Raw genomic sequence first — 25,776 nt, 5'->3', positions numbered from 1 at the left:
GTATATTAAATCAAACTCTCATCGCAAAATTGCGTGGAACAATTGAATGGGTTTGTGAAAGATCAGGTAAAACATTCAAAAAAGTTAATGAGAAAAATACAACAAAAAAATGCTGTATTTGTGGAGACGTAGAAAAGAAGGATCCAGATGTAAGAATTTTTACCTGTAAAAAATGCGGTCAAACCCTTTCAAGAGATATAAACAGCGCTGTAAATATTGCTAAAAAAGAAATGCCTTTGTCTGGCACGGACTACAAAGGTAATCTCAAAGAACCTTTGTATATTGCATATTGGAGATACAATAACTCGAAAATAAATATGCAAACGAATTAAACGAGAAAGATGATACTTTCTCACCTAAGTTTACATCATTTTATGTAAATTTAGGAGTGCGGTTAAAACATCATATATTACCCAGAAAATTGATGCTAAAACTATTATACTCCAGATGGTAGCAAATATATCAACAATAAATTATCATCACTTAACCCCTATATCTCTATATTACAAAAGAAGGTTATTCATTATATTATTTAAAATAATCTTATCAGAATATTGAATCGGGTTTTCCATAACCAAAAAGTATCTTTAATGATGAACACCACTTGAATTTGATGATATATGATGTAATGAAATTTTTCAAAAAACTGGATAACAAAGACATACGGATACTGACAGGTATTGAAGTAGGGATGAAGCACTATAAATGGGTGCCCTTAGAAGAAATTGTCAAGTACACAAAAATTCCATCTGATGAACTTTTTTACAGGCTGGATAATCTTGTGAAGGAGGATGTTGTGATAGGTACTAGGACTCCCTATGAAGGGTATCAGATATATTTTAACGGTTATGATACACTTGCACTCAATGCTCTGGTTAAAAGAGGTTCTATAAGTGCAATAGGGGATGAAATTGGATATGGTAAAGAATCGGTTGTTCATGAAGGGATAAAAGAACCTGAACTTGCGATAGAAGAACCGATTAGTGTGGTTATCAAATTCCATAGGGAAGGGATAAGTAGTTTCAAAAGCGTTAAAAGGATACGCGACCATCTGGTTGACAGAGAACATTATTCATGGGTTTATGCGTCCCGTCTTTCTGCAAAACGGGAATATGAAGTATTAGCAAACCTGTATCCTGATGTATCAGTGCCTGAACCGGTCGACCAGAACAGGAATGCTGTTGTAATGCATTTTGCAAAAGGTAGTGAACTCACAAAGACCAAACTTCTTGAACCTGACAGGTTTTTTGATGAAATAATACAGCAGATAAAAAATGCCTATTCACTGGGAATTATACATGCAGATTTGAGTGAGTACAATATTTTTGTTCATCCAGAAGGAGTGGAGATAATTGATTGGCCTCAATATATAACTCCAGAACATCCTCATGCTGTTGAACTTTTAAAAAGGGATGTCTCCAATGTGTTGACTTATTTCAACCGAAAATATAAGGTTAATAGAGACCTAGATAATATCATAGAATATATCAAAAATGAATAATTGATATAAATTTATACATCACAGAAAAATAAAAAAATAGTTATCATGGAAAATAATATTGATGCAGTAACAATATACGGTATTGATATAGCGAAAGGTTCTCCTAAAGCGAAAGAAGTGCCAAAGTATTCTGTTGCTGTGCTAAAAGATGGGGAGATCACCCATTATACAATGGTTCATAGACATAAAATCCTGAGGATGGTTCACAAAGACCGTCCTGATATCATAGCTCTTGACAACGTTTTTGAACTTGCAGAAAATAAAAAAAATCTTATACAATTCCTTGAACGACTGCCAAAAAATGTCAGGCTTGTGCAGGTTACCGGAGGTATACATCCTAAATCTCTTGTCAGACTTGCCAACGAAAATAATCTTAAACTTAATCAGTTCAACCCAAATGATGAAGCAGAAGTCTGTGCACGTCTTGCAGCAATGGGAGTGGGTTTTGAAGTATCCCTTTTTGAAAATATTACTAAAATAAAAGTAAGTCGTGCAAGGTCACTTGGGAGAGGCGGATGGAGTCAAAACCGCTATCATAGAAAAGTACACGGTTCAGTTAAAGAAAAATGCAGAGATATTGATTCCACATTAAAAAATTTCTCCAAAGATAAAGGGTATACCTATGACTCCAAAATAACAAAGGGTTATGGTGGATATGTAAGGTGCGAGTTCACAGTTTATGCAAGACGTGATGATGTACCTGTGCGTCCAGGTGTTGGGGGAGATGTGCAGGTGAAGGTGAAAGGTGTTGAGCGGGATAAAATAAAGTATATACCTCTGGATAAGCATGATGAACAGAAAAGGAAATACACCATTGTTGGGATTGATCCGGGAACAACTGTAGGTATAGCAGTTCTTTCACTGGATGCAGAACTTTTGTATTTGAAAAGTTTTCGGGGTATATCTCATGATGAGGTCGTAAAACTGGTATCAGAATATGGTAAACCTGTCATCATAGCAACAGATGTAATACCCACACCAAATTCTGTAGAAAAAATACGCCGCAGTTTCAAGGCGATAGAAGGTAGACCTGACACAAGGCTCTCATCAGAAGAGAAAATCGCATTATCTAAACCCTACGGGTATTCCAATGACCATGAACGCGATGCACTTGCAGCAGCTCTTTATAGTTACAGGAATTACAAAAATGTGTTTTCCAAAGTCGAAAAGAGGTCTCCGTCTAATATTGATAGAGACCAGGTAAAATTATATGTCATGTATGGTGACACGATAGAGGATGCTATCGAAAAGGTAAAATCATCCAAAAAAGAAGAAGAATCTAAAAAGGAACCTGCTAAAAAACCGCAGCCTTCTGTTGAAGAGGAAAAACCTGAAGAATACCAGAAACTGGTTGAAACTATCAATCGCCAGAAATCACAAATTAAACACATGCAGGATTATATCGATCAACTCAAGAAGGATAATAAGAAGAAGGATAAAAAAATCTCCAGTCTTGAGTTTAAAATTGATAATCTGATGAGTGAAAGGAACAAAGAAATAAAGAAAGAAAAAGAGATAAAGATTCGTAATAATAAAATATCAAAGCTTAAATCCGAACTAAAAAATAAGAATAAATCCCTTAAAAAATTGAAATCACAGATTAATAAACTCAAACAAATACGCAAGATGGAGATTAAAGGGGAAGGTATACCTGTAAAAATTATAAATTCATTTACAAAAGATGATATTTCAAAAACAAAACAACTCTATGGGCTTAAACCGGGAGATATTGTTTATCTGGAAGATGCAAGTGGTGGAGGAGCATCAACAGCATCAATGTTGATTAATGCCGGTATCAAAGCGGTTATTATATCTGATGACCTGTCGCATGCGGCATATGAAGCATTTTTTGAAAAAAACATCCCGATTTTAAAAGATGTATCCATCCAAAGAGCTGATGATTTTGCAATAGTTAACCCTGAGGAACTTGAATCCGCAATTTCCAGATGGAATGAATTTGCTAAAGAAAAATACATGGAAGAAAAAGAAAAAGAGTTTGTAAACCTTGTTAATGAATACAGGAGCGAACGTCGCAGAGGTTTAATATAATCTCCTTTTTTATTATCTGTCAAAGAAAATGTTTCTTCCTTTAATGCTTAGAGGTATACCATATACCATATCTGCACCGATTAAACCAGATTTTTTCGCAGCTGAACCGATAGTATACATGACCCTGTTGTCGATACACAAATCTTTGGCTTTGGCTGTGGCAGCACCTACAGCAATCCCGAGGTCAACATATTTTATGGAACATCTTGGACCTTCAAAGTCATTACCAGTGGTACCTTCTTTTAAATACTGTAACATTTCTGCACATGTGCTGAATCCACAGGCTCCACAGTCAAGGTCGAGACCTCTTGAGGATTTCAACCCGATAAGTACAATAGCATCTGAATCTCTAACATTCTGTGCGTCTCTTTTAAAAAAGCTGAATTTTTCATCTCTTGTTTCTGCAATCTCTTCCATAGATAGAGCAAGTTTTTCAACATCTGTATTACTCAGCATAGCGGTTACTATGTCGTCCTGACCCTTTGCTTTCGGAGCTGTTCTTGCTGCTGTTAAAATTTCTCTGGCGAATACATCTATGCTTTCAGATTCTGGTTCTAATTTCATGTTTTGTTATTGGTATCTGCTGTTTTAAAGATTTTTGTTTTGTAAATCTCTCTAACAGAAAAAATGTATATAATGTATGTGTATGGTCGGTTCAATGATGCGTTCAGGGTTAATACTTGCAGGTGGTGAAGGAAGTAGACTTGAATATGCGGAAAAGGCTTTGATTCCTTTTGGTAAATATACTCTTATAGAGCATATTATAGATACTCTTGAGAATTCGGTTGATGATGTGATAATTTCTGTAAGAGATGAAATACAGAAACAAAAACTTAAACAGTATGTGGGGAATCGTACTATTGTTACCGACAAGTATAAAGGCGTAGGTCCACTTGCCGGTATACTGGAAGGTTTCAAGGCGGCAAGAAGTGAATATGTATTTGCAGCTGCCTGTGATATGCCTTTAATCAATACAGACGTAGTGGATTTGCTGTTTGAATATGCAGAGGGTCATGATGCAGCACTACCACAATGGGATGACGGAAATCTTGAACCTCTTCATGCGGTATATCGGGTATATCCACTGGTTTTTGAAATAGAAAAAACCATCAAACGCAATGACAGGTTTGTACTTGCACCAGTGTATCATCTGGATGATATAGTATATGTGAATATTGAAAAAATCAAAAAGCTGGATACAGAACTTGAAACATTTTTAAATATCAACACAATATACGACCTTGAAAATATGGTAAAGCGAAAAACTTGAAAGTAATCTATTTTAACATTTTTTTCGCATAATATATGGCAATCAACAAACCAGCAGTTAAATAAATAGCTCCAAATCCCGGAGTTTCAACTTCTTCAGGCGAAAGATCCTGATTTTCTGATTGTCCGGATTGTGTCTCTGCGGGTGATTTCATTGATGATTTGTTGGATGTTTCCTGTTTTTCAAATTTTTTGTATTCTTTATCATTATCATATGTTTTTCTCTGAACGGACGAATTATTTATAGATAGGAGGTATTTGTAGGCTTTAAGGGCATCAACACGACCATATCCATATGTGTAATCATAATTTTCTACACCCATATCCACTGCTGAATAATATATAGCTTCGCGGATATCTTGAGCTTTCATCGATGGAAAACTGCTCCATAATTGTGCTGCAACAGCGGCAACATGAGGTGCGGATGCACTTGTGCCGTAAAATTTTTTGGAGAAACCACCTGCACCTGAAACGTTAATGCCATTTACACCCACAACATCGGGTTTGGATATCATCTCATAATCTGGATGATAATGGGTAACTGGACCCTGAGATGAAAAAGGTTCAATATCCGAATCTATACTGATAGCTCCTACAGTAACAACATCCCTTATTGCAGGATGCCCGTAAATAGAATCACTGGTGACAATGTTGTTTGGTAAAATTCGGGAATGAGATTTGGGTTTTTTATTATCTGTGTATATGTATAATTCCAGAATTCTTTTACTGGCTTCAGCATTGTAATTTCTTATATTAATTTCAGCTTCAATTTCTGATTCGGTAGGATTTGTATAATTGATATATTCAAGAGGGTCATCATTTCCGTTCTGTGTGTCAATACTTCTGTCAAGAATATCCCTGTTATCAGTTCTGAACAGGTACAAATCATAATCATTTGAGGATGACCCGAACCGGTCGTTCCATTGTAACACAATGTCAATGCTCTCATTTGGAAGTATATTCATTTTAAGGGATTTGTTGTGAAAATTGAATGCATTCCCTTGGTAAATTCCCTGATAATGGTTTTTACCTTCGTTACCGGCAGCAGTAACATATAATATCTCATTGCTTTCTACAACATTTGCTACATGAGATGCAACTATACCGTGTTCAAAAAAAGGTTCTCTTTTCCAGCCAATGTCATCCACTATAATTTTACAACCAGAGTTTACCAAAGTGTCAACAGCATAATTAAAATCCAGAATATTGTTCCCTGCACCATGAAAATATAATTTTGCTTCAGGAACCATATCATGAATGATTTCAAGTATTGCAGTTCCTTCTCCCCTTCCACTGGATTCGCTCAATACAACAACATCATCCGGCAAATTTTTTGAATTTTTGGATTCATTTAGCCCATCTACACTGTCAGATATGACTCCTATTTTAATGCCAGAACCGTACTGGTTATACATTTCCCTGACACTATCTGTGTTATGTATACTGTCTCCTCTGCTTGTCATAGAACCGGTATTAACTTCAGGAGGTATGACTTTCCTGATAGCACATACTGTATCCATAGATGACAATTTTTTTAGGTTGTTTAGACTTACCCAACCGACAATAAGGTTGTTTTTTTCATCTCTGTTGGTAACGTTAGTTATATGGGGTTCAATAGTTTTAATATCTGCAGATTGTTTAAAATAAATATAGACACAGACATAATTGTTGCTGTAATTGTTTTTTTTCTCCAGTATACTAACAAGCGGAGTGCTGCATTTTTCTTCTATACAGGCAGTGTTTCCTTTTTTATTTTCAAGGTAGGATATTTGTTCTTCTTTTAGAAGGAAATCTTCATTTGTATTGTTAAGGTGGTAGTTTTTGGCTTCATATATACCTGATATAATGCCTATAGATAACAAAATCAATAGTAAAATCGTAAAAGAGATTATGTAGTGTTTAGCTTTGACCATTTCACCTCATGTCCCCCGTATAGGGTTAATATTGTTGCTTTGTAGAAATAGTCCTTTGGAAAATTAATTACTGAACTGGATTGCTGAGCAATGTTAATTAGGATAGTTATGTAATTCAAATAGGCGTTGAAAATTTTAACGCTTTTGTAATATTTAACGCGGAGAAAAATTAAGCAACGTTTATTATATATATTTATACTCTTATAGTAAGATTTGGTATTGTGAACAAAAGGTTCACAATATCCAAATAAGCGGGTAGAGGAGCGGTTCATCCAGCCAGCGGATTTAAGCGGGGGCTAATCCGCGGGTTGAGGAGTGGGGGCCATCCAACTACCGTTTTTTAATTTTAGCATTGGGTTATTTTTTTATAACTTTCCTCTACCCGATATAACCTTAATTTAGTTGATACTTTATATATGTGCCCTAATACAATATTATATTATTAATTTAATATTATACCATTGGTTTACACAAAACCATTTGTGTATCTGATACTTAAATATATTTTTGCAAAGTATTGAATGTGGTCTTTAACATGGAAACTGTTATGGATGTAATTGATTATTTTTTTAAGAATTCTGTATATACATAACCACCTATCCAGTATCCAGCCAGTCCTACGATAAGAGTTCCAGGAACATAAATAAAAGAACTGGTAGAACCAGTAGAAATCAGCCAGAGATTGACCCCTGCAAAATATACGATTAAAAATGTTATAAAACCAATAATCTGTGATTTTTGTTTTGTAATCATCCGGAAACCTCAAAATATCAGAATTTATAAATGTCACCATTGGATGGGGCATAGGTTTCTACTCCGATTTCATTTTCAATCCATCTGGCAAAACCTTCAGAATTGTCACCATGCATTGTTATAACTCTTTCAGTTCCCCTGTCACAGAAATCTTTAACCAGTTGTTTAAGTTCTCTGTCACCACAATGGGCTGAAAAATCATATTGTTCAATTTCTGTCTGCAATTTCTGTCGGATTCCGTTGTTTTCAATAAAACTGTTCTCTATTGCAGACCTGCCGTTTGTACCCTCGACCTGATATCCTGTAAGCATAATCTTTGATTTTGGATCCTTGTAAATTTTATCAAGATATTGTAATACTGGTCCACCATTTAACATTCCCGCAGTTGTAACAATAACAGAGGAGTCTCTTGGCAATTTTTTACGTTTTTTACCTTTAACAACAGAAGCATCACGGAACGCTTTTTTGAGATGTTTGATATTTTTTATGTAGTCTGGATACTTTTTCATGATACTGTATGCATCAAGACCCATACCATCGACATGAGTATTAATACCGTATGAATCCAGCATCATAAGTATTTCATGGGTTCTACCGATTGCAAATGCAGGAATTATAACATTGCCGCCTATATCAAGTGTACTTTTAAGGGATTCTATAAATTCGGATTCCAGTTTTTTTCGGGGTGTGTGATTTTCTCCAAAATACGTGCTTTCGATTATAAGAGTGTCAGCATCCGGGAATAGATCAGCACCGTATAAAAGCCTTGTATCTATAGTGTTGACATCTCCTGTATAACATATACTTTCACCTTCTTTTGTTTCAATATAAACAGATGAAGAACCGGGAATGTGACCTGCATCGTAGAACTGGACTTTATATCCATTTGTTGAAAATTCCATCCCTGTATCTACTTTATTTGTTCTGTTCATGAAATATTTTAAATCTTCCAAGTTATATGCTGGCGGTATATTTTCATTTTCCGCGATTTTTAAAGTATCCTCAGCAAGCATTTCTGTAAAATCTGCAGTTGGAGGTGTCATGAAAATTTCAGAATTATCATGTATCAAATTTGTAAGAGCTCCACAATGGTCCAGATGTCCGTGTGTGACAAGCACCGATTTTGGATGCAGGTCGTTCAGAGGATACTGTGTAATTTCACCCGGTTTCATTCCGTAATCGATTAAGATCTCATCATTAAGATAAACTGCAGAGCGTCCCACTTCTCTACAGCCGCCTCTAAAATCCAGTTTCAATTTTCAACCCTCTTTGATTTAGGCTGCATATTCTTGCCAGTTTTTGATTTTTTTGACAGAAAGGTTGGTCTGTTTTGATAACTCTACTGCATCAGCATTTGCCAGTTCTTCTACACTGGATACCCCTGCATTTTCCAGTTTCTCAGCAGTTACTTTACCTATGCCGTTGATTTCTTTTATGGATTTTGGAGTTTTAGAATCTGTATCTTTTTGTTTGTTTTTGTTGTTCTCCTGTTCTTTTTGCCACTCTATAAAATTACAATGCGGGCAACCAAGATTCCAGGGACGTTTTCCCGGTATGTTAACCCTTATGTGATTGATTCCGTGGTCTTCACATACTTTATCCGTTACAATAATCTGACCACTTTTTGGAAGTGGTAGTGAGAATGTACAATCCGGATAACCATCACAGCCTATAAAACGTGAACCTCTTTTAGAACGCCTGACCATCAATCTGGATTCGCATTCAGGACAGGTGCCTATAACTTTGTCTTCTCTAAGTCCATTTCTTAGTGATTGGGTTATATTATCTCTGTTACTTTCAAGTTCTGAAAACATGGATTTTAACATATCCCTTGATTCTTTTAAGACTTCATCTTCTTTGATTTTTCCTTCTGAGATTTTTTCCATGTCTTCTTCCAGTTTACTTGTCATTTCATGTTTGGTTATTGTGGGAGCATAATTCTCAAGAGCATCTATAACAGCAAAAGCGGTTTTTGTGGGCTGGAGAGGGTTGCTATGCACATAGGCTCTTGAAAACAATTTGCTGATAATTTCATGTCTTGTAGCTTTTGTTCCAAGGCCAAGTTCTTCCATTATTCTGACAAGACGTCCCTGTCCATATCTTCCGGGAGGTTGTGTCTCTTTGTCAGCCACTTTTGAGCTTTTGACAGTCAAAACTTCCCCTTCTTTTAATGGTGGCAATATTTTGTCTTCTGGGGAGTTATAGGGATAAAACCATCTCCATCCTGGACTTATAAGGCGGGCACCTTTTGCTCTGAATTCTTCACTGCCAATATCAAACTTGACTTTCATTGTCTCCCATTTTGCAGGATCGGCAAATGTTGCAAAAAACCTTCTTACAACCATCTCGTAGATTTTCCACTCATCTTCATTAATTTCTGATTTTTTGGCGGCGGATGTAGGATAAATTGGTGGATGGTCTTGGGTTTCCTTTTTCCCGCGTGTTGGTACAAGACTGGATTTATTCAGCAGATACTGTGCATACTGTTTGAACTGACCGGATTTGAACATTGCTATTAAATTGCGCAAATCGAGTGAATCGGGATAGACGGTATTATCGGTTCTTGGGTAGGATATATACCCGTTTGTATACAGTGTTTCTGCGATTCTCATTGCATTTGATGCTGTAAATCCGATAGAGTTCGCGGCGCTGATAAATTCGGTTGTATTAAATGGTGATGGAGGTTTATCTTGTTTTGTTGACTTCTCAACAGAGGTAACTTCCGCAGTCTTGCAGTCTTTAAGTTTGTCTACTACCGAATTGACCTGGCTTTTATCCCAGAACCTCTGGGTTTTGTGCTGGGTTACAAACTCCTCTCCATTTGAATTTGCAAGGGTGGCATAAATCTCCCAGTAAGGGTCAGGTACAAATGCTTCTCTTTCTTTTTCCCTGTCCACAATAAGAGCAAGTGTGGGTGACTGAACTCTCCCTACAGACAAGAACATTTTTCCAAGTCGCCCTGCAGAGAGTGATATATAACGTGTAAGTGAAGCACCCCATACAAGGTCTATAACTTGTCTTGAATGACCGGCATCTGCAAGGTTAAAATCAACATTAACCGGATTTGAAAATGCGTTTTTGATTTCCTTTTCGGTGATAGCACTGTACCTCACCCGGTCGAACTGAATATCCTGATTTACTTTTTTTATTATATCTAGTGCTTCGACACCTATAAGCTCACCTTCACCATCATAGTCAGTCGCGATTGTGACCTTGCTGGCTTTTTTCCCCAATTTTTTGAGTGCTGCTACAATTTTTACCTGTGTGGGTTTTGTAATAAGTTCAGCATCAATCAAATCTTCTGCATTTACCTTTTGCCAGTTGTTATATTCTTTTGGAAAATCAAGTTCAACAATATGCCCACTCAACCCCATGACAATTTTATCATCTTCATCGTCTTCGTATTCATACGTGTCAACCCCACTTACACGTACTTTTTTGGGTTTCTTTGGTGCAAGGATTGCTGCTATTCGCTTTGCTGCAATATGTTTCTCTGCTATTATGAGGTGCATCGACAATCCCGAGTTAAATTTTTTGTTATGTGTATAATAATTTTCTATGTTCTATTTATTAGTTGTTGCTTTAATTGATTCTATTTAAGTTTTGCCGAACCAAAATAATTTGGTTAATTATAAAAATCCAAATGCCATATCCACAGCTTCTTCTGGATTGTCTACTCTGTAGGTTCCTTCAATATCCCAATAACTTTCCAGTACAACTACATTTTTTCCCATTTTAAGCGACATGGCAATTTCAGAAAGGGTCCCGTATCCGCCGGAAACAGCAATTAATACATCAGATGACCTTGCAATAAGAGCATTCCTTGCTTCTCCCAAATCGCTTACAACTGCAATATCTATGTAGGGGTTTGATTCATCTCGTTTTTTACCGGGAAGAATTCCCAGCGTTGTACCGTTTTCTTCTTTTGCACCTTTGGACGCAGCTTCCATAACTCCGCCCAGTGCACCGCATATTAATATCCCATCTCTTCTGGCTATACATTTCCCTACATTTTCAGCAAGTTCAAGAGTTCTTGCATCACAATCACCAGCACCTATTACTCCAATCTGTGCCCTGTTCATAATTTTATCTCCTTATCTATTTAATTTAAAATTGAGTATAGCGATAAAAATTTTAGGTATTTTCTCTATTAAATGAAATTTTCAGCTGGGTTTTACCCATTTAATTGTTATGGTTGGATTTCGGGTAGCACTGCAAATGGATTAAAGTGTACGCTGTAGGCTTTCAGAAGGTTCTGCCAGATGTTGTGAAGATGATAATAAGTAAAAATAGTTTATTCTCTTTCTTTCTATGTAAAGTTAGTTAATTTTGAAAGCTTTAAAATAGTTGAACAAAAATCAATAATAACAGAACCAAAACAATTAATTAAGTAATCTACAATTTATTATTTAAAACATAACTTTATGTGGTCTAGTTCACTAAACTCTTTACCTAAATCTACATCATTTCAAAAAATCAGAGTTTTCAGGAATGAGAAAAGTATCCCATCAGTGTAAATCGAGATTGTTGTCCCTTTTATAGGTAGTTAATTTATTACACAAAGATAATAATTATAACCCACACAGGTGATTTTATCAAAACGATTGTTCAGGTTGCCCTTGATCTACTGGAAATCGACCGTGCAGTACAGATAGCAAAAGAAGCATTAGAAGGCGGTGTGGATTGGATAGAAGTAGGTACACCTCTTATCAAAAGTGAAGGTATGTCTGCAATCCGTAGAATCAGAAAAGAGTTTCCCGGTTATACAGTTCTTGCAGATATGAAAACAATAGACACCGGGTCAATAGAGGTTGAAATGGCAGCAAAATCAGGTGCAGACATAGTGATGATTCTCGGGGGATCTGATGATTCGACAATAAATGATTCCGTACGGTCTGCACACCAATACGGAGTCAAACTGATGGCTGATTTAATGTCGGTAAACGACCCAGTGGAAAGAGCAATGCAGCTAGAAAAGATGGGTATCGATTATATAAATGTCCATGTCGGTATCGACCAGCAGATGCTGGGATACGACCCGATACACCTTCTTAAAGACGTAGTTGATGCCGTAAACGTACCGGTTGCAGTTGCTGGAGGGCTTGATGAGCAAACATCTTCAGAAATTGTGAACACAGGGGCTGACATTGTTATAGTGGGTGGAAACATAACCCGTTCTGACAATGTTTCCAGAGCGGCAAAAACTATACGTAGTGGTGTTGATTCTCCTTCAAAATTTCAGGTTTCAAAACAATCGCTTGATGATGAAATCTATGAAATTCTTACAAATACCTCTACTCCTAACATATCTGATGCCATGCATCGAAAGGGGGCGATGAGAAAAATAATACCTCTTGTACAGGATACAAAAATGGTTGGGAAGGCGGTAACTGTACAGACGTTTGAAGGTGACTGGGCAAAACCGGTTCAGGCAATAGATACTGCAAAACCCGGTGATGTAATTGTAATATACAATGGTAGTAAGGATATAGCTTGCTGGGGCGGTCTTGCGACATTTAGTTGTCTGAATAAAGGTATTGCAGGTGTCGTTGTTGATGGAGCAGTAAGAGATGTTGATGATATAACAAATATAGGCTTGCCGATTTTTGCGGGTAATACAGTACCAAACGCAGGTGACCCCAAAGGTTTCGGTGAGATTAATTCAGAAATAACATGTGGATGCCAAAACGTAAGGCCCGGTGATTATATAGTTGGAGATAACAATGGTGTGGTGGTAGTTCCCAAAGAACGTGCCTATGAAATCGCTCGACGATCAAAAGAAATAGAAAAAGGAGAACAGCGTTTATACGATGAAGTGAAACGGGGTAGAACATTATCAGATATAGCACAACTCAACAAATGGGAGAAGCAGTAATATGATAGGTTTGTTGAAAGTCCTTTTTTTCCTGCCGTTCCTTCTTTATTCGTGTTATTCAGACCTTAAAACACGCAGAGTGCCCAATAAACTCTGGTCTTTTATGCTAGCTCCCGGTATGATTTTTGTAATATACGACCTTATAAATTACGGGTTCTCGCATCTTGTACACCTATTAATATCATTTGTTTTTATTTTTGGTTTTGTGTACATCCTTTTATCTTTTAATGCATTTGGTGGTGCAGATGCAAAATTGATGATAATTATATCTATTATAATGCCGGCATTTCCTGTAATTGATATATTTGGTTATACGCTACCACTAAACCCTGTACCTACAATAAATCTGTTTGCGTTTAGTGTGTTCGCAAATGCAGTAATCCTTACAGTAATCGTTCCAGTAGGATTGTTTTTCTACAATCTTATAAAAGAGCCCTTAAGTGAAGTTTTTAATAAACCGTGGTATATGTTTTTGGGATACAAAACATCTGTGTATGAACCGATTCCGGACTACATCAGATTGCTGGAAGAATATGAAGAAACTGATGAGGGTATTAGGGCAGGTTTTTCAAGAAGCGGAAAAAAGATAGACTATGAAACAATAGAAGAGCTGAGAAATTATGCTGATAAAAATTTAATCAGCAAACGAATCTGGGTAACACCGGGGTTACCGTTTATGATACCTATAACTGTTGGTTTTTTAACAACAGTAGTCTACGGAGACCTGATATTTTATCTAACTTCAAATTATATAGTACCTTTTATTTAATTCAGGGTAATCTTTAATGCAGACCAGTACATATTATTTATAGAGGTGTTATCAAAACATGTCAGACGAAGAGCAGTCACAGAATGAAAATAAAGAAACACAAGGTAAGAATAAAAGGAAAGAAGTATATGTAGAACCTATTCATGTTGGCGATGAACGTGGTAATTACAGACGACATCTGCTTGATACATGTGAATAATTAATTGTTTTTTTAATTTGGTGGCTGGTATTCCGTTTTTTATTTTCTATTTCAATAGTTAAATATATAACAAATTACAAATAACCAAATACTGTAAGGTTTACAGGGGGTTTGTGTTTTGAAAGCGTTAATAATAAGTGCAGATGGTTTTGAAGACCTTGAGTTATTCTATCCGCTCAACCGTCTTAAAGAAGAAGGAATTGATGTTAAAATAGTATCAATGGAGAAGGGAACCATAACAGGCAAACATGGCTATCCTGCAGGTGTCGACCTGACTTTTGATGAAGTAAATCCTGATGACTTTGATATGCTTGTTATACCAGGTGGTAAAGCACCGGAAAAAGTTCGTCTTGATGAAAAAGCGATTGAGATTACAAAACATTTCTTTGATAAAAATAAACCTGTAGCATCAATCTGTCATGGAGCACAGATTCTGATATCTGCGGGAGTGGTTAAAGGACGTAAAGCTACATGCTACATCGGGGTAAGGGATGACCTGAAAGTATCCGGTGCAAATTATGAAGATAAAGAAGTGGTTGTTGACGGAAACCTTGTAACATCAAGAAATCCCAATGACCTTTATGCGTTTGGTCGAGAAATTGTAAAAATGATTAATAAATAATAAACATCTGCCATGGTATTCTTAAGTTAATTTTTCATTTTTTAGGTAGATATACAGGTAAATAGCTATTATAGATTTATATATGGTGATTATGTGTTTTGTAAGAAGCCCTTATCTGTATTTGTAACGTTTTTAGTTTTGATTTCGGTTTTTTGTATATCTGCCAGTGCTTATGAGTTTATAGAATCTGATGGTTCTGTAAATGTAGACAGAATTATTGAAGATGATTTCTATATTGCTGGTGGTGACGTAGTAATCCAGAATACTGTTCAGGGTGATGTGGTTGCTGCAGGAGGAAGAGTTGAAATAGCAGGTGATGTAACCGGTGATGTGATTGCAGCAGGTGGAGAAGTGGTTATAAAAGGAGATGTGGACGATGATGTCCGCATTGCTGGTGGCACATTAAGGATAGAAGGGAATATAGGTGATGATTTAATAGCGGCAGGTGGAGATTTAATCGTCTCCAGTAATACTAAAATCGAGGGGGATATGGTATACAGTGCCAGTCAAGTTAGGATGCTGGGCGAATTAAACGGTGATATGAAGGGTGGTGCAGATACTATCACTCTTGATGGTAATGTTGGTGGCAATGTGGATGTTGAGGTAAACAACCTTGAGATTTTGTCAGGTACACATATAGGCGGAAATCTGAATTATACAAGTACCAGTGAAGCAGAGATATCATCAGGAACAGTTGGAGGTGACATAAACTTTGTTGAAGAAAGCACAGGTACAGCTGAAGGTTTCGGGTTTTTATCTGTAATCTGGTGGATTATTAAATACCTGGCACTGCTTATAGTCGGGATGGTTGCATTAAAACTCTGGCCAAGTGGTTCGATGTCAATACTGGAGAACATCGAAACCAATCCTCTGAAGAATCTTGGAATAGGTTTTGTGCTGATAATTGCAGGTTTAGTAGGCTCAATTATCCTGCTTATGACGATTGTAGGAATACCACTGGGTATTGTACTGCTGTTTATAATAGGATTCAGTCTTTATGCAGCACGATTGTATACAGGTTTATGGATAGGAAAATATTTATCATCAAAAATCGGAAAATCGTCATCAAGACCTTCTATCATGCTGGCTGCAGGATTATTTTTACTTATGATTTTGAGCAGTATTCCGTGGGTTGGAATTGTGGTATATTTGCTGGCTACATTGGTGGCTATCGGGGCTGTATATTATGAATCCAAAAGGCATTACGAAGAGCTTAAGGATAAAAACATGATTTAAAGAGCTACTTGCTCTTTCAATTTTTTAATTCAAGGAACTATTTTTTTGAAATATTGTTTCTTAACTATTTTTATCTGATTATGTCCTATCATTATCTAAAGTTGTTTAGAATTGTATTTAGATGCAATTCTAAGATTTAATAAAAATCGGGGTATGGTAAAATGATAAAAGCTGGATTAGGAAAAATATCAAAAATACTGATATTTGCATCGATATTTTTAATATTTGCAATGGTTGGAAGTGCTTCAGCCGATTCATGGACAGAGGGTGATTTTAAATTAGCATCAGGGGATGAAAAATTTGGAATCAATATGACCATGGAAAGTGCCAATGATGATGTTAAATGGACTATAAATTTAGATGACGTGCCCGGTCTGACAGAGTCAGGAGCACAGCTTGTAATATGTGATAATAATGATTCATTCCTTGTAGGATGGAATTCAGAAAATATGGCTCATTATAAAGAATATAATGATGGATGGTCTGGAATAATGGATGTTCCAGATAATATGAACGTAGAAAAATCCAGTGATGGAAAACAGTTCATAATTACAGTTCCAAAAACTATGCTTGGAGGTACAGGTGAAAAATTCGGTTGGGCAATGAATGTTGAAGCTGATTATAATGGTACAGATAGCTCAGACCAGCAACACTTTCCATCTGGTTGGGATAGATGGTCTGTAGGTGAAACCTGCTATGAAGACACAGTTCCTTCAGAGCCACAATCTCAAGACCATGACCATTGGGCAGGAGTGCCAACAGCAAATCCAGTCCTGTTAGTCGGTGTTCTTGGAATTGCACTTGTACTGTTTATGAGAAGACAGCAGAAGTAAAATCCTATAGAGAGTGTACTAAACAATCCCTTCTCTTTTTTATTTATAAATTCCTACAAAGGTATAAGAGTGTGTGCGGATTTTTATTCAACCAATCTGTCTTTTCTATCATATTTTATAACGAATGGGGACAACTACTTATATGTTGAATACCCTACTGTTGTATTAACGAGCGGGTAAAAGACTTTTTTTCAACCACACTCCCCCACAACAAACCCCACTCCCCAACCCGCTCGTCCCTACTTTTTCTTTAAAAATTATTCATTTTCAGTGTTTTTATATTCCCGAATTTCTCTTACTCTGCGGAGTACTATTTCAAGCAGGAATAGACCCAAAGCGGTAAGTATAAAGTACATTTTCAAATCAAATGGAGTCTGGACGGTTTTTGTGGCACTTTCTTTTGCATCATCAAGTAGCAATGCACGTGCCTCCTGTTCTTTATACATTTTTCCGCCATGTGTTTTGATTAGTGTGGGTAGATTTTCATTAAACCCGACATCACGATATTCCAGAGCATAATTTACAGCAACAGGATATCCAGAAATATCATGCATACTTATTTTGTCAACGGTTATAGACCCTTCATATGTATTTTCACCAGTCACGGAAAGTTCTATATTTTCATCTCTATCATCCAGCTGTAGAGAAGGTAATCCTCTCTCATCATACCTTGTTAATGAAAGTTCAACTGGTGTTCCTGACCATCCATCAGGAGCATTAAGAACGATTCCTTCTTCAGCACGTGGATTTCCGATAGCCCAGTTAACCATCTTGGATGTAAGTTTGGAGTTGTTACCAGAATACATCTGTGAAGCCCATCGATTTCCACTTCCATAACCATTATCAGTGGTATAGGACACAACTCTACCGAGTCCGAACCTCCATGATGTGACTATTGGTTTGCCGTTTGTGGTAATTACGAGCCTTTGTGCACCTGCTTTTGGAGTTATATCATTATAACCAGATACATTGCCGGTGATGTTTATATCTCTGGTTATAAAATGGTTGGAATTGTATTCAATAACCGGGAAAGGACCAGAATCGGAAATATCCTCATCATCCGGAATATCAGAATCCTCAAAAACAAGGTTGGCACGCTGATCTCGTTGAATCTGGAAATATGTGTCAGTTGTACCTTCTATTTCGGTTATAAACCTTTTAGCATAAAGATCACCTCTATTATCATAACGTCCTTCTATTGACGGGTCGCTTGGTTCAATATTTACAAAATAGAAATTTACTCCTTTCTTTTTCATATCATTTGCGATATCAAGGCTTTTCTGATAGGATGAACCAATGGCACCATCTGATATAACAATCACTTCCAGTTTGCCGGTTTCACCCTGAAGCCATTCCTGTGAAACACTTAATCCCAAATTCAGTGAAGTATCGGTTTCTGTTTTAAGATTCCGTATTTTATTTTCAAGACGTTCCCGGTTTGAAGGGATACCCAGATACACAAGTCCGTTTGATACATCTTCTCCTTCAGTACCGAAAGCAATAACTCCAAGATTAGCATCTCTTAGATTCTCGTTTTGAATGAGGTTAACAGCATTTCCCAGAATATTGCTCTGGGTACCGTGGGCAGCAGTGCTCTGGGATACATCCAGTACCAGTACAATGTTTCTCCCTCCTGTCCATTTTGTTGGTTTTGAAGTTACAGGTAGGAGTTCTTCAAATGATGAATTGAGATATCCACCGAAACTATAGGATTGGTCACCACCAACAACAACAAGCCCATTTCCGTCTGTGACATAGTTTTTAAGTTTTTCTACCTCATTTTGTGAAAGTGTATTTATGTGCTGGTTATCAAGGATGACTGCTTTTTTATTTTCAATATTTGAAAAGTTGCTACTGGCTGTAACATCATAAAGGTCGTACAGTATTCTGGATAGCGGTGAATCGATATTATTGGCAGTTAACTGGATATTAGGTTTAGAGATTACATATACGGATTTATAGAATCGGTTGTTAACACTGTCAATATCTCCACTCTGTGGTGTTATTACAGCTCTCAGATGGTTTGCACCGAGTGACTCAAAAGTATATTTGACATCTATTGTTTTCTCACGTCCTGACTGAGTGAATGTACCGCTTCGTATCAGCGTTTCGTTGGCGTAAACTTCAAGGTCATATTTGATTTTTTTATCCATTGCTTGAGATACGACTATTTCAAACTGGTTTTCATTGTTTAAAACAACTGTTTTGTCCCCTTTTATCTGAACACTCAAATCGTTTGTTTCAAGTTCAGGTTGAACAGCATATACATTTGTCCCGGTGTTATCGGCAAATTCCAGTGCACTTTCCAGACTTTCACCGTGATTGTTGTTTCCATCGGTTACAATAACAATCTGGTTGTCTCCACCTGAGTTTTGTATTATGGCATCTCCAAGATTTGTTTTTTCACCGGTCAGACGTACCATTGATGTGGGAGTTTTTGAAGCCATTGATTCATATATTCGTTCTCCTGTGCCATCTTCAAACAACTGCATGCTCGATGTTTCGTCAGAGATGACAACAAGGTTGGGGTTTTCATCGGTTCTGGTTTCGCTGACCGTAATATATGGAGAAGCCAGTGCAAGAATAAGCAGGGAAATAATGATTACTCTGGATTCTATTATTCGTGTATTTGTTCCTTTATGGATAAGGTACAATGCTGCAATTATTAAAGGAACTATAAGTAGGATAATTTCAGGATGTTCAAAAGATAGGGGTATAAAAGGGAGGGATACCATCAGAGTTCACCCCGTTTTTTAATAATATATATTTCAGCTATTATCAGCAAAAGAGCGACTGCAATCAGGTAAATATCAAGGTCATTTTCTGCAGTATAGGTTTCAGACCTTACAATATCAGGTTCACCGTTGGTAGATGCACGTTCTATAACATCTGAACCATCAATTGTAGTGTCTGATTCTCTATCATCAAAAAGGTTGACAGCTATAGTTTTACCGGCTACCCTGTAAACTCCGGCTTCATCGTACAGTACACGTTCTGTTGTCTGATTTCCGGTAGGAGTTTGTATTGTCTGTCTTTGTGAAAGTGATGTTATGGTGCCGGTCTCAAGGTTGTAGTCAGCTACATCTCCAGCTCCACCTAGCCATCCGATTAATTTAACCCAGAATACAGGATACTCCGGAAGATTGTGGAAATTGCTCCATGCATTTTCTCCGAGTTTATCGTTAAGTCCCAGATAAACAACAGTCCCCTCACCAGATGTCCAGTAAGTTAGCATGGGGATATCGTTTTCAGTAGATATAAGTGTGGTAGAATCGCTTCTTGGAGTTGAGTTCAGATATTTATATACTGCAATTTCGTCCAGTTTAAGGTCATTTGTAAGCTGGGTTGATTGCACATCTTTTAATGTGACACCATCAGAAGCTTCTGTGATACCAAGGGTTTTGACAGGGAGAAGTTGTAACAGGCTTATTTTTGCATTTTCTGGAGCCAGTTGTTCACCTGCAATAAATACCATTTCACCGCCATTGTTTGTATATGTTTCAAGTCTTGATATTTCGTCATCATTGAATGACCGCCCATTGTTGGACAATACAACTACATCATAATTATTTATCCGGGTTGGGATATTATCAGAAACAGAAACCTGTATGTTTGGTATAAGTGAAAGAGCAGTTTCTGATGGTGTATTATCTTTATCTGTAACCAGCAAAACATCATTGTCTGAAAAACCCGGAACTGATACATAGGCGGTGTTATCCACCATTAAACTGTCCTGTCCCTCTATCTGTATTTTTGTGATTCCTCTTTTAAGGTTGCTTACTTTGAATTGCTTTGTAGAACCTGCATTTATATCAAATTGTAAAGTTTTTGTGATTTCGCCGTTGTTTCTTACTGCGATGTCAACGTTTTTGGAAACATCGTTGTAATTTTTGACAATGGAACTGTATGAATAGGAATTGCCTTCGGTCTCCACATTACCATGAATTATTCCCACATTGTCTTTGGGTTCTCCCACCCTGACAAAATCCACATTTAATCCATAGGATTTAGCAAGTTTTTTTGTCGACACCGGATCCTGCCCCTGCCAGTGTGTAAAATCTGAGATTACTACGATTCTTCCACCTTGATTTGAAAGTATTCTCATCCCGCTGGATATAGCACTTGAAAGGTCAGCAACAGTAGCCTTTGGGTTAAGTTTATCTAACAAATTTCTGGCATCAGATGCACCAGCGTTTTCCAGTGCAGTAACAGGTACATTTTCAGCAATTATAACCGTATTTTCCTGACTTATATAGCTCTTTGCTTTAGAAATAGCATCATCAAATCTTCCATCTGTCTGCATACTTGCTGATGAATCAATGACAATTACAGTATGTTCGCTACTTAATGGTTCTTCAGAGGTGTAAAAAGGACCTGCAGATCCAATTGAAAGAAATATTAGGACGAATAATTGGATTAAAAATAACGGATCTTTTATAATTCTGGTGATAGATGAATATATTTTCTTTTTCTCTTTTTCAACTTTCATCAAAAACATCAATGAAGGTATTCTTGCTACTCTTGGTTTTGGTCTTAGAAGATATAATATAATCAGAGGTATTACACTTAGTAGTGATGTAAGAGCGAACAAATTATCAAAAGGAATTACCACCGCCTCCTGCTGATTGTATAGAAGAAAGCGTCAAATATCGGGATGTCAGTATTAAAGGTATAAAAATCAGCACCTGTATGGTCACATATTTCCCGGATACTGTTGGTATGATTTTCAAGTTGTTTTTTATACTCATCTTTAAAGTTTTTACTAATATAGGTTTTCAATTCAGATTCTGTTTCTAAATCTATCAATTTGCTGTTTCCGTAGACAGGTAGGTCAACTTCGGTATTATCGAGAACCTGTACAAGTATAAGGTCATGATATGAAAAACGGTATATCGCAGATTCTATTGACTCGGGGTCATCAAGAAAATCAGAGATGATTACTACCAGTGAACGGGAACGTATGGCGGGTGTATATTGTATCATACTTTCCCTTATTGATGTCTGACCACCGAGTTCAGTTTCACTCAACCTATCAATAGTTCTGATTAAATATTCTCTCCCTCTTTTGGGTTTTGCTATATCCACATTTTCAGAAAACGTTGAAATCGCAAATTTGTCGTTGTCCTTTGTAACAAGATACGCAAATCCTGCGGCTATCATAGCACCATATTCAAATTTTGAAGTATTGTTGCTGCCCCTGTAATCCATGCTTTTGCTGGTATCAAGGAGTATATGTGTGGTAAGTGATTTTTCCTCTTCATACTGGCGTACATATAGTTTTTCAGTTCTGGCATAAACATTCCAGTCAATAGATCTTATCTCGTCACCTGGGTAGTACTGCCTGTACCCAACAGTATCAATACCACGTCCGCTGTGTATAGAACGACGGCTCCCTGCGTAAGCTGTTGATACTCTTTTCCTTACCATGAAGGTAAACCGGTCAAGCTGTCTGAAAAAATCAATGTCTATTGAATGTTTTTTCCCATCCATTTCAAGATCTTGTATTTTACTTGTGAAATATGTAACTTTATTTTACGTTTTCCAGTATCTTTTTTATTACCTGGTCTTTTGATACACCCCGTCTTTCAGATTCGAACGTAAGAATTATTCTGTGGCGCAGGATTGGATAAGCCATAGTTTCTATATCTTCATGACTTACATAATTTCTCCCGTGAATCAAAGCGCGGGCTTTTGAAGCCAGTATCAAACCAATGGATGCTCTTGGAGAAGCACCATATTCTATATGTTCGCCCCATTGACGGGTTGTCATTACAATTTTTATAACTCTCGTTTTCAATTCATCTGAGATTGGAATTTCTCTGCTCAATTTCTGCAGCTCAAGCAGGGTGTCTTTATCGATAACCCTGTTAACTTGTGGATATTTAGCAGTAGTGTACCTGTTAACAATATTGAGTTCATCATCAAATGTTGGGTAATCAACCAGAATTTTTAACATGAATCTGTCCAGTTGAGCTTCAGGAAGTGGATACGTACCTTCCATTTCGATAGGGTTCTGAGTTGCAAGAACAAAAAATGGCTTATCCAGGATATATGTGTCATTTCCTACTGTTACTTGTTTTTCCTGCATGGATTCAAGAAGAGCGGATTGAGTTTTTGGTGATGCACGGTTAACCTCGTCTGCAAGGACAATATTTGCAAAAACTGGACCCTGTTCAAATTTGAACATCTTTTTTCCGTCTCTTTCTTCAATTATGTGGGTACCGGTGACATCGGCAGGCATAAGGTCGGGTGTACACTGTATTCTGCTGAAATCCAGTTCAGTAACTTTTGCTATCGTTGAAATGGTAAGTGTTTTACCAAGCCCAGGATTACTTTCAACCAGTGCGTGCCCATCGCAAAGTATGGCTATAATTATTTGTTCTACTGTATTTCTCTGTCCTACTATAACTTTGCCGATTTCATCAAATATATTTTGGAAAGTCTCACCGATATTCTGATAAGTTTCGGTTAAATTGTTTTTATTAGATGCAGTGGGACACATCGATTATCTCCGTTTTATTGGATTTCATAAAATTATACATTTATACTTATTATTTTTTTGCCATTTCTTCAAAATATTGTTTAATTACACTCTGATATCCTTCAGGTAAATTTTCATAGTATGCTTTGGATGAAATAACGTTTATATCATAGGCGGATGAGGGTTCAAAGGGTTGGTTATCATTTCCTTCCTGCTGGTTTGTAAATCCCTTGCCTGATCCGGGAGGTAATTTCAAATCGATTTTTTCACCTTCTACTACTACTATTGACGTTTCCCCCTGAACATTTTCCTGATTTTTGTCATCGTTTTCTTGATTGTCTGTGACTGGAAGCTCATCTGATGTATTATCGTCTTCGGGAGCAAAAATATCTCTGCTCATGTCAACAGGTTTGATATCTGTATTATAGTCATAGATTGTTATAACTGAAAACAGTGAAACGGCAACTAAAACTGCCATGATACTGGAAGCAAACCTTTTTCTGTTCAGTAAATCCAAAGGTTTAACATTTTTTGCATATTCCATTACTGAATTAATCAGGTCATTTACGATTATGTTGCTGGTGTTACGATTGTCATAAGCAGTTCTTAGACGTTCACGTAGTTGTGGATATTTGGATTCTATTATCTGTATGGCACTTGTTTTATCGCTATATTTATGGATGATTAAAGAGATTATCAGAGCGATGGTCAGTGATATGATAATCAATCCGATTGTTTCAAATAATACAGAAAAACCAGCAAAATGAAATTGCCTTCCTGTGTAGAGTTCAAAGCTTTTGATGCTGGAAAAAATCGTGTCTATGTTAAAAATCACAAATATTGTGTATAAAAATACAGAAATAGCTATAAAATCCATTAATCTGTAAAGGCGTCTAAAACATTTTAATCTTGATTCATGTTTTTCTACAAAATATTCAATGTTAAAATTACTTTCCGCCATGAATAAATCCTTTATCTGTTTAGAATGTTTATGATGTATTACAGATTTAATTGTCTTTTGGGTATGAACCTAGGTTTTTCAACATATTGACTTTTCTACCAAGGTTATCCAGTGCGTCTTTTATAATTTCATCTTGGATACTGCCTTCAAAATCAATATAGAATAGATAATCACCAAGTGCTTTTTTGGAAGGTCGGGATTCGATTTTTGTTAAGTTTATTTCTTTTTTGGCAAATTCTTCAAGGATTTCATACAACGCACCTGGACGATTCTGGTCCAGATAAACTATAATGGATGTTTTGTAAAGATGTACTGTTGGATTTGATTTAATATTGGATGTTTTATTTTTTGATTTTATTACAAGAAATCGGGTATAATTTTCATTATGGTCTTGTATATTCGGTATTAGTATTTTTAACCCATACATTTCTGCAGAACTGCGAGATGCAATTGCCGCCATTTCATCAAATTCAGTTGCAAGCTTTGCAGCATGGGATGTACTTCCGGTAGTTCTAAGTTCGATATTTTTAAAATGAGTTTTTAAAAAATTACGGCATTGTGCAAGTGCTTGAGGATGGGATAGTATTATTTTTATATCTGATAAGCTACCTTTTGATAAAAGACAGTGTTCTATGGGCACTACTATTTCACCTGTGATTGTTATTTCATTTTCAAATAACTGGTCGAGGGTGATACCTATAGAACCTTCGATAGAGTTTTCTACCGGAACAACACCAAAATCAATTGTTTTGTCCACAATTGCTGAAAAAGTATCAGTTATATCTTCGTAATAATTGAATACAGGAACATCAGTATGTTCCAGTTTTTTTGACCATTTTTTTGCTGCTTTTTCAGAATATGACCCAGCAGGACCCAATACACCGACAATCATGGTTTTTAATTGGCAGTATGATTAAAATAACTTATGATTTTGTAAAATACTTGGTTTTAGTTTTTAATGTAACTATCCTTAGTAATTGCCATTAGGTATTGTTTTTAGAATTATAATTTCCTAACATAATATATCCTTACCTGTTTTAATATTTATTTGTATAAAAGTTATTTAAATAAATAAATTTTTGAAGTATTTTAAAAGAGGGGGTATAGAATTGAAAATTAAATTACAAACAGGTTTTTGCATAGTTATTGCTTTATTGATGATGCTATTTTTAGTTTCATCGGTATCAGCAATAACTGTAGATGGTAATAAGAATTCCGGGGAGTGGAACGATAACTGGGCATTTAACCAAACAAATAATGCCACCGCAGTATCAGAATATGACCCTGATAATTTGGGAGATAGGTTAGAAGTAAG

At 36.5% G+C, this 25,776-nt stretch carries 23 protein-coding genes; 11 read left to right on the top strand and 12 right to left on the bottom strand.

What is annotated here, in order from left to right; all coding sequences use genetic code 11:
• The 3 genes from QZ276_RS04065 to QZ276_RS04055 form a co-directional block, all read left to right on the top strand.
• Window positions 1-332 (top strand): zinc ribbon domain-containing protein (locus tag QZ276_RS04065; protein ID WP_292485529.1); only part of this gene is annotated, 332 nt, incomplete at its 5' end.
• Between the two features lie 281 nt (window positions 333-613).
• On the top strand, window positions 614-1,501 hold the full coding sequence (locus QZ276_RS04060; RefSeq protein ID WP_292485527.1) for a serine/threonine-protein kinase RIO2: 888 nt from the start codon (window positions 614-616) through the stop codon (window positions 1,499-1,501).
• A gap of 45 nt (window positions 1,502-1,546) precedes the next feature.
• Window positions 1,547-3,550, top strand: coding sequence for a DUF460 domain-containing protein (locus QZ276_RS04055; RefSeq protein WP_292485525.1), 2,004 nt, complete (start codon window positions 1,547-1,549; stop codon window positions 3,548-3,550).
• Between the two features lie 12 nt (window positions 3,551-3,562).
• Here the strand turns inward: QZ276_RS04055 and QZ276_RS04050 are convergent, their stop codons facing one another.
• A complete protein-coding gene (locus QZ276_RS04050) occupies window positions 3,563-4,114 on the bottom strand; it encodes a ferredoxin domain-containing protein (RefSeq protein ID WP_292485523.1) in 552 nt (183 codons plus the stop codon).
• 82 nt (window positions 4,115-4,196) lie between these two features.
• On the opposite strand from QZ276_RS04050, the gene QZ276_RS04045 reads away from it, so the two are divergent.
• The gene (locus QZ276_RS04045; protein WP_292485522.1) at window positions 4,197-4,820 is read left to right on the top strand and encodes a molybdenum cofactor guanylyltransferase; all 624 of its coding nucleotides are present in this window, start codon (window positions 4,197-4,199) and stop codon (window positions 4,818-4,820) included.
• A 7-nt stretch (window positions 4,821-4,827) separates the two neighbouring features.
• On the opposite strand, the gene QZ276_RS04040 is transcribed toward QZ276_RS04045, so the two are convergent.
• The 5 genes from QZ276_RS04040 to QZ276_RS04020 form a co-directional block, all read right to left on the bottom strand.
• The gene (locus tag QZ276_RS04040; protein ID WP_292485520.1) at window positions 4,828-6,732 is read right to left on the bottom strand and encodes a S8 family serine peptidase; all 1,905 of its coding nucleotides are present in this window, start codon (window positions 6,730-6,732) and stop codon (window positions 4,828-4,830) included.
• Between the two features lie 561 nt (window positions 6,733-7,293).
• Window positions 7,294-7,485 (bottom strand): hypothetical protein, encoded by a 192-nt coding sequence (locus QZ276_RS04035; RefSeq protein WP_292485518.1) that lies wholly within the window; start codon window positions 7,483-7,485, stop codon window positions 7,294-7,296.
• A gap of 17 nt (window positions 7,486-7,502) precedes the next feature.
• Window positions 7,503-8,741, bottom strand: a complete 1,239-nt coding sequence (locus tag QZ276_RS04030) for an MBL fold metallo-hydrolase (protein WP_292485516.1) — start codon at window positions 8,739-8,741, stop codon at window positions 7,503-7,505.
• Between the two features lie 18 nt (window positions 8,742-8,759).
• On the bottom strand, window positions 8,760-10,997 hold the full coding sequence (locus tag QZ276_RS04025) for a DNA topoisomerase I (protein ID WP_292485514.1): 2,238 nt from the start codon (window positions 10,995-10,997) through the stop codon (window positions 8,760-8,762).
• 117 nt (window positions 10,998-11,114) lie between these two features.
• Window positions 11,115-11,567 carry a TIGR00725 family protein gene (locus QZ276_RS04020; RefSeq protein WP_292485512.1) on the bottom strand — a complete coding sequence of 151 codons (453 nt, stop codon included), beginning with the start codon at window positions 11,565-11,567 and terminating at the stop codon, window positions 11,115-11,117.
• 467 nt (window positions 11,568-12,034) lie between these two features.
• On the opposite strand from QZ276_RS04020, the gene hxlA reads away from it, so the two are divergent.
• The 6 genes from hxlA to QZ276_RS03990 all read left to right on the top strand — a co-directional run bounded on the left by hxlA (window position 12,035) and on the right by QZ276_RS03990 (window position 17,019).
• The gene (gene hxlA, locus QZ276_RS04015; protein ID WP_342765698.1) at window positions 12,035-13,360 is read left to right on the top strand and encodes a 3-hexulose-6-phosphate synthase; all 1,326 of its coding nucleotides are present in this window, start codon (window positions 12,035-12,037) and stop codon (window positions 13,358-13,360) included.
• 1 nt (window position 13,361) lies between these two features.
• On the top strand, window positions 13,362-14,129 hold the full coding sequence (locus tag QZ276_RS04010) for an A24 family peptidase C-terminal domain-containing protein (RefSeq protein ID WP_292485510.1): 768 nt from the start codon (window positions 13,362-13,364) through the stop codon (window positions 14,127-14,129).
• 58 nt (window positions 14,130-14,187) lie between these two features.
• Window positions 14,188-14,328 (top strand): hypothetical protein, encoded by a 141-nt coding sequence (locus tag QZ276_RS04005; RefSeq protein WP_292485509.1) that lies wholly within the window; start codon window positions 14,188-14,190, stop codon window positions 14,326-14,328.
• A gap of 118 nt (window positions 14,329-14,446) precedes the next feature.
• Window positions 14,447-14,950 carry a type 1 glutamine amidotransferase domain-containing protein gene (locus tag QZ276_RS04000; RefSeq protein WP_292485508.1) on the top strand — a complete coding sequence of 168 codons (504 nt, stop codon included), beginning with the start codon at window positions 14,447-14,449 and terminating at the stop codon, window positions 14,948-14,950.
• A gap of 138 nt (window positions 14,951-15,088) precedes the next feature.
• Window positions 15,089-16,186 (top strand): hypothetical protein, encoded by a 1,098-nt coding sequence (locus tag QZ276_RS03995; protein WP_292485507.1) that lies wholly within the window; start codon window positions 15,089-15,091, stop codon window positions 16,184-16,186.
• A 161-nt stretch (window positions 16,187-16,347) separates the two neighbouring features.
• Window positions 16,348-17,019 carry a VPXXXP-CTERM sorting domain-containing protein gene (locus QZ276_RS03990; protein WP_292485505.1) on the top strand — a complete coding sequence of 224 codons (672 nt, stop codon included), beginning with the start codon at window positions 16,348-16,350 and terminating at the stop codon, window positions 17,017-17,019.
• Between the two features lie 257 nt (window positions 17,020-17,276).
• On the opposite strand, the gene QZ276_RS03985 is transcribed toward QZ276_RS03990, so the two are convergent.
• From QZ276_RS03985 to pheA, 6 genes are read right to left on the bottom strand one after another with little or no spacing between them, the layout of a single operon-like run.
• Window positions 17,277-19,754, bottom strand: coding sequence for a VWA domain-containing protein (locus tag QZ276_RS03985; RefSeq protein ID WP_292485503.1), 2,478 nt, complete (start codon window positions 19,752-19,754; stop codon window positions 17,277-17,279).
• On the bottom strand, window positions 19,754-21,631 hold the full coding sequence (locus QZ276_RS03980; protein WP_292485501.1) for a BatA and WFA domain-containing protein: 1,878 nt from the start codon (window positions 21,629-21,631) through the stop codon (window positions 19,754-19,756). Before QZ276_RS03980 ends, QZ276_RS03985 begins: the two co-directional genes overlap by 1 nt.
• Complete coding sequence (locus QZ276_RS03975) at window positions 21,625-22,509, bottom strand: DUF58 domain-containing protein (RefSeq protein ID WP_292485499.1); 885 nt, start codon at window positions 22,507-22,509, stop codon at window positions 21,625-21,627. Before QZ276_RS03975 ends, QZ276_RS03980 begins: the two co-directional genes overlap by 7 nt.
• A gap of 37 nt (window positions 22,510-22,546) precedes the next feature.
• A complete protein-coding gene (locus QZ276_RS03970; protein ID WP_292485497.1) occupies window positions 22,547-23,521 on the bottom strand; it encodes a MoxR family ATPase in 975 nt (324 codons plus the stop codon).
• A gap of 49 nt (window positions 23,522-23,570) precedes the next feature.
• On the bottom strand, window positions 23,571-24,461 hold the full coding sequence (locus QZ276_RS03965) for a hypothetical protein (RefSeq protein WP_292485495.1): 891 nt from the start codon (window positions 24,459-24,461) through the stop codon (window positions 23,571-23,573).
• Window positions 24,462-24,507: 46 nt separating this feature from the next.
• On the bottom strand, window positions 24,508-25,353 hold the full coding sequence (gene pheA / locus QZ276_RS03960; RefSeq protein WP_292485493.1) for a prephenate dehydratase: 846 nt from the start codon (window positions 25,351-25,353) through the stop codon (window positions 24,508-24,510).
• A 217-nt stretch (window positions 25,354-25,570) separates the two neighbouring features.
• Between pheA and QZ276_RS03955 the strand changes: the two genes are divergently transcribed.
• On the top strand, window positions 25,571-25,776 hold a 206-nt coding region (locus QZ276_RS03955), incomplete at its 3' end, for a hypothetical protein (protein ID WP_292485491.1).

It is taken from the genome of Methanohalobium sp. (assembly GCF_018609725.1).
Taxonomy (GTDB): Archaea; Halobacteriota; Methanosarcinia; order Methanosarcinales; family Methanosarcinaceae; genus Methanohalobium.
This window is presented reverse-complemented; position numbering and strand designations above follow the sequence as displayed.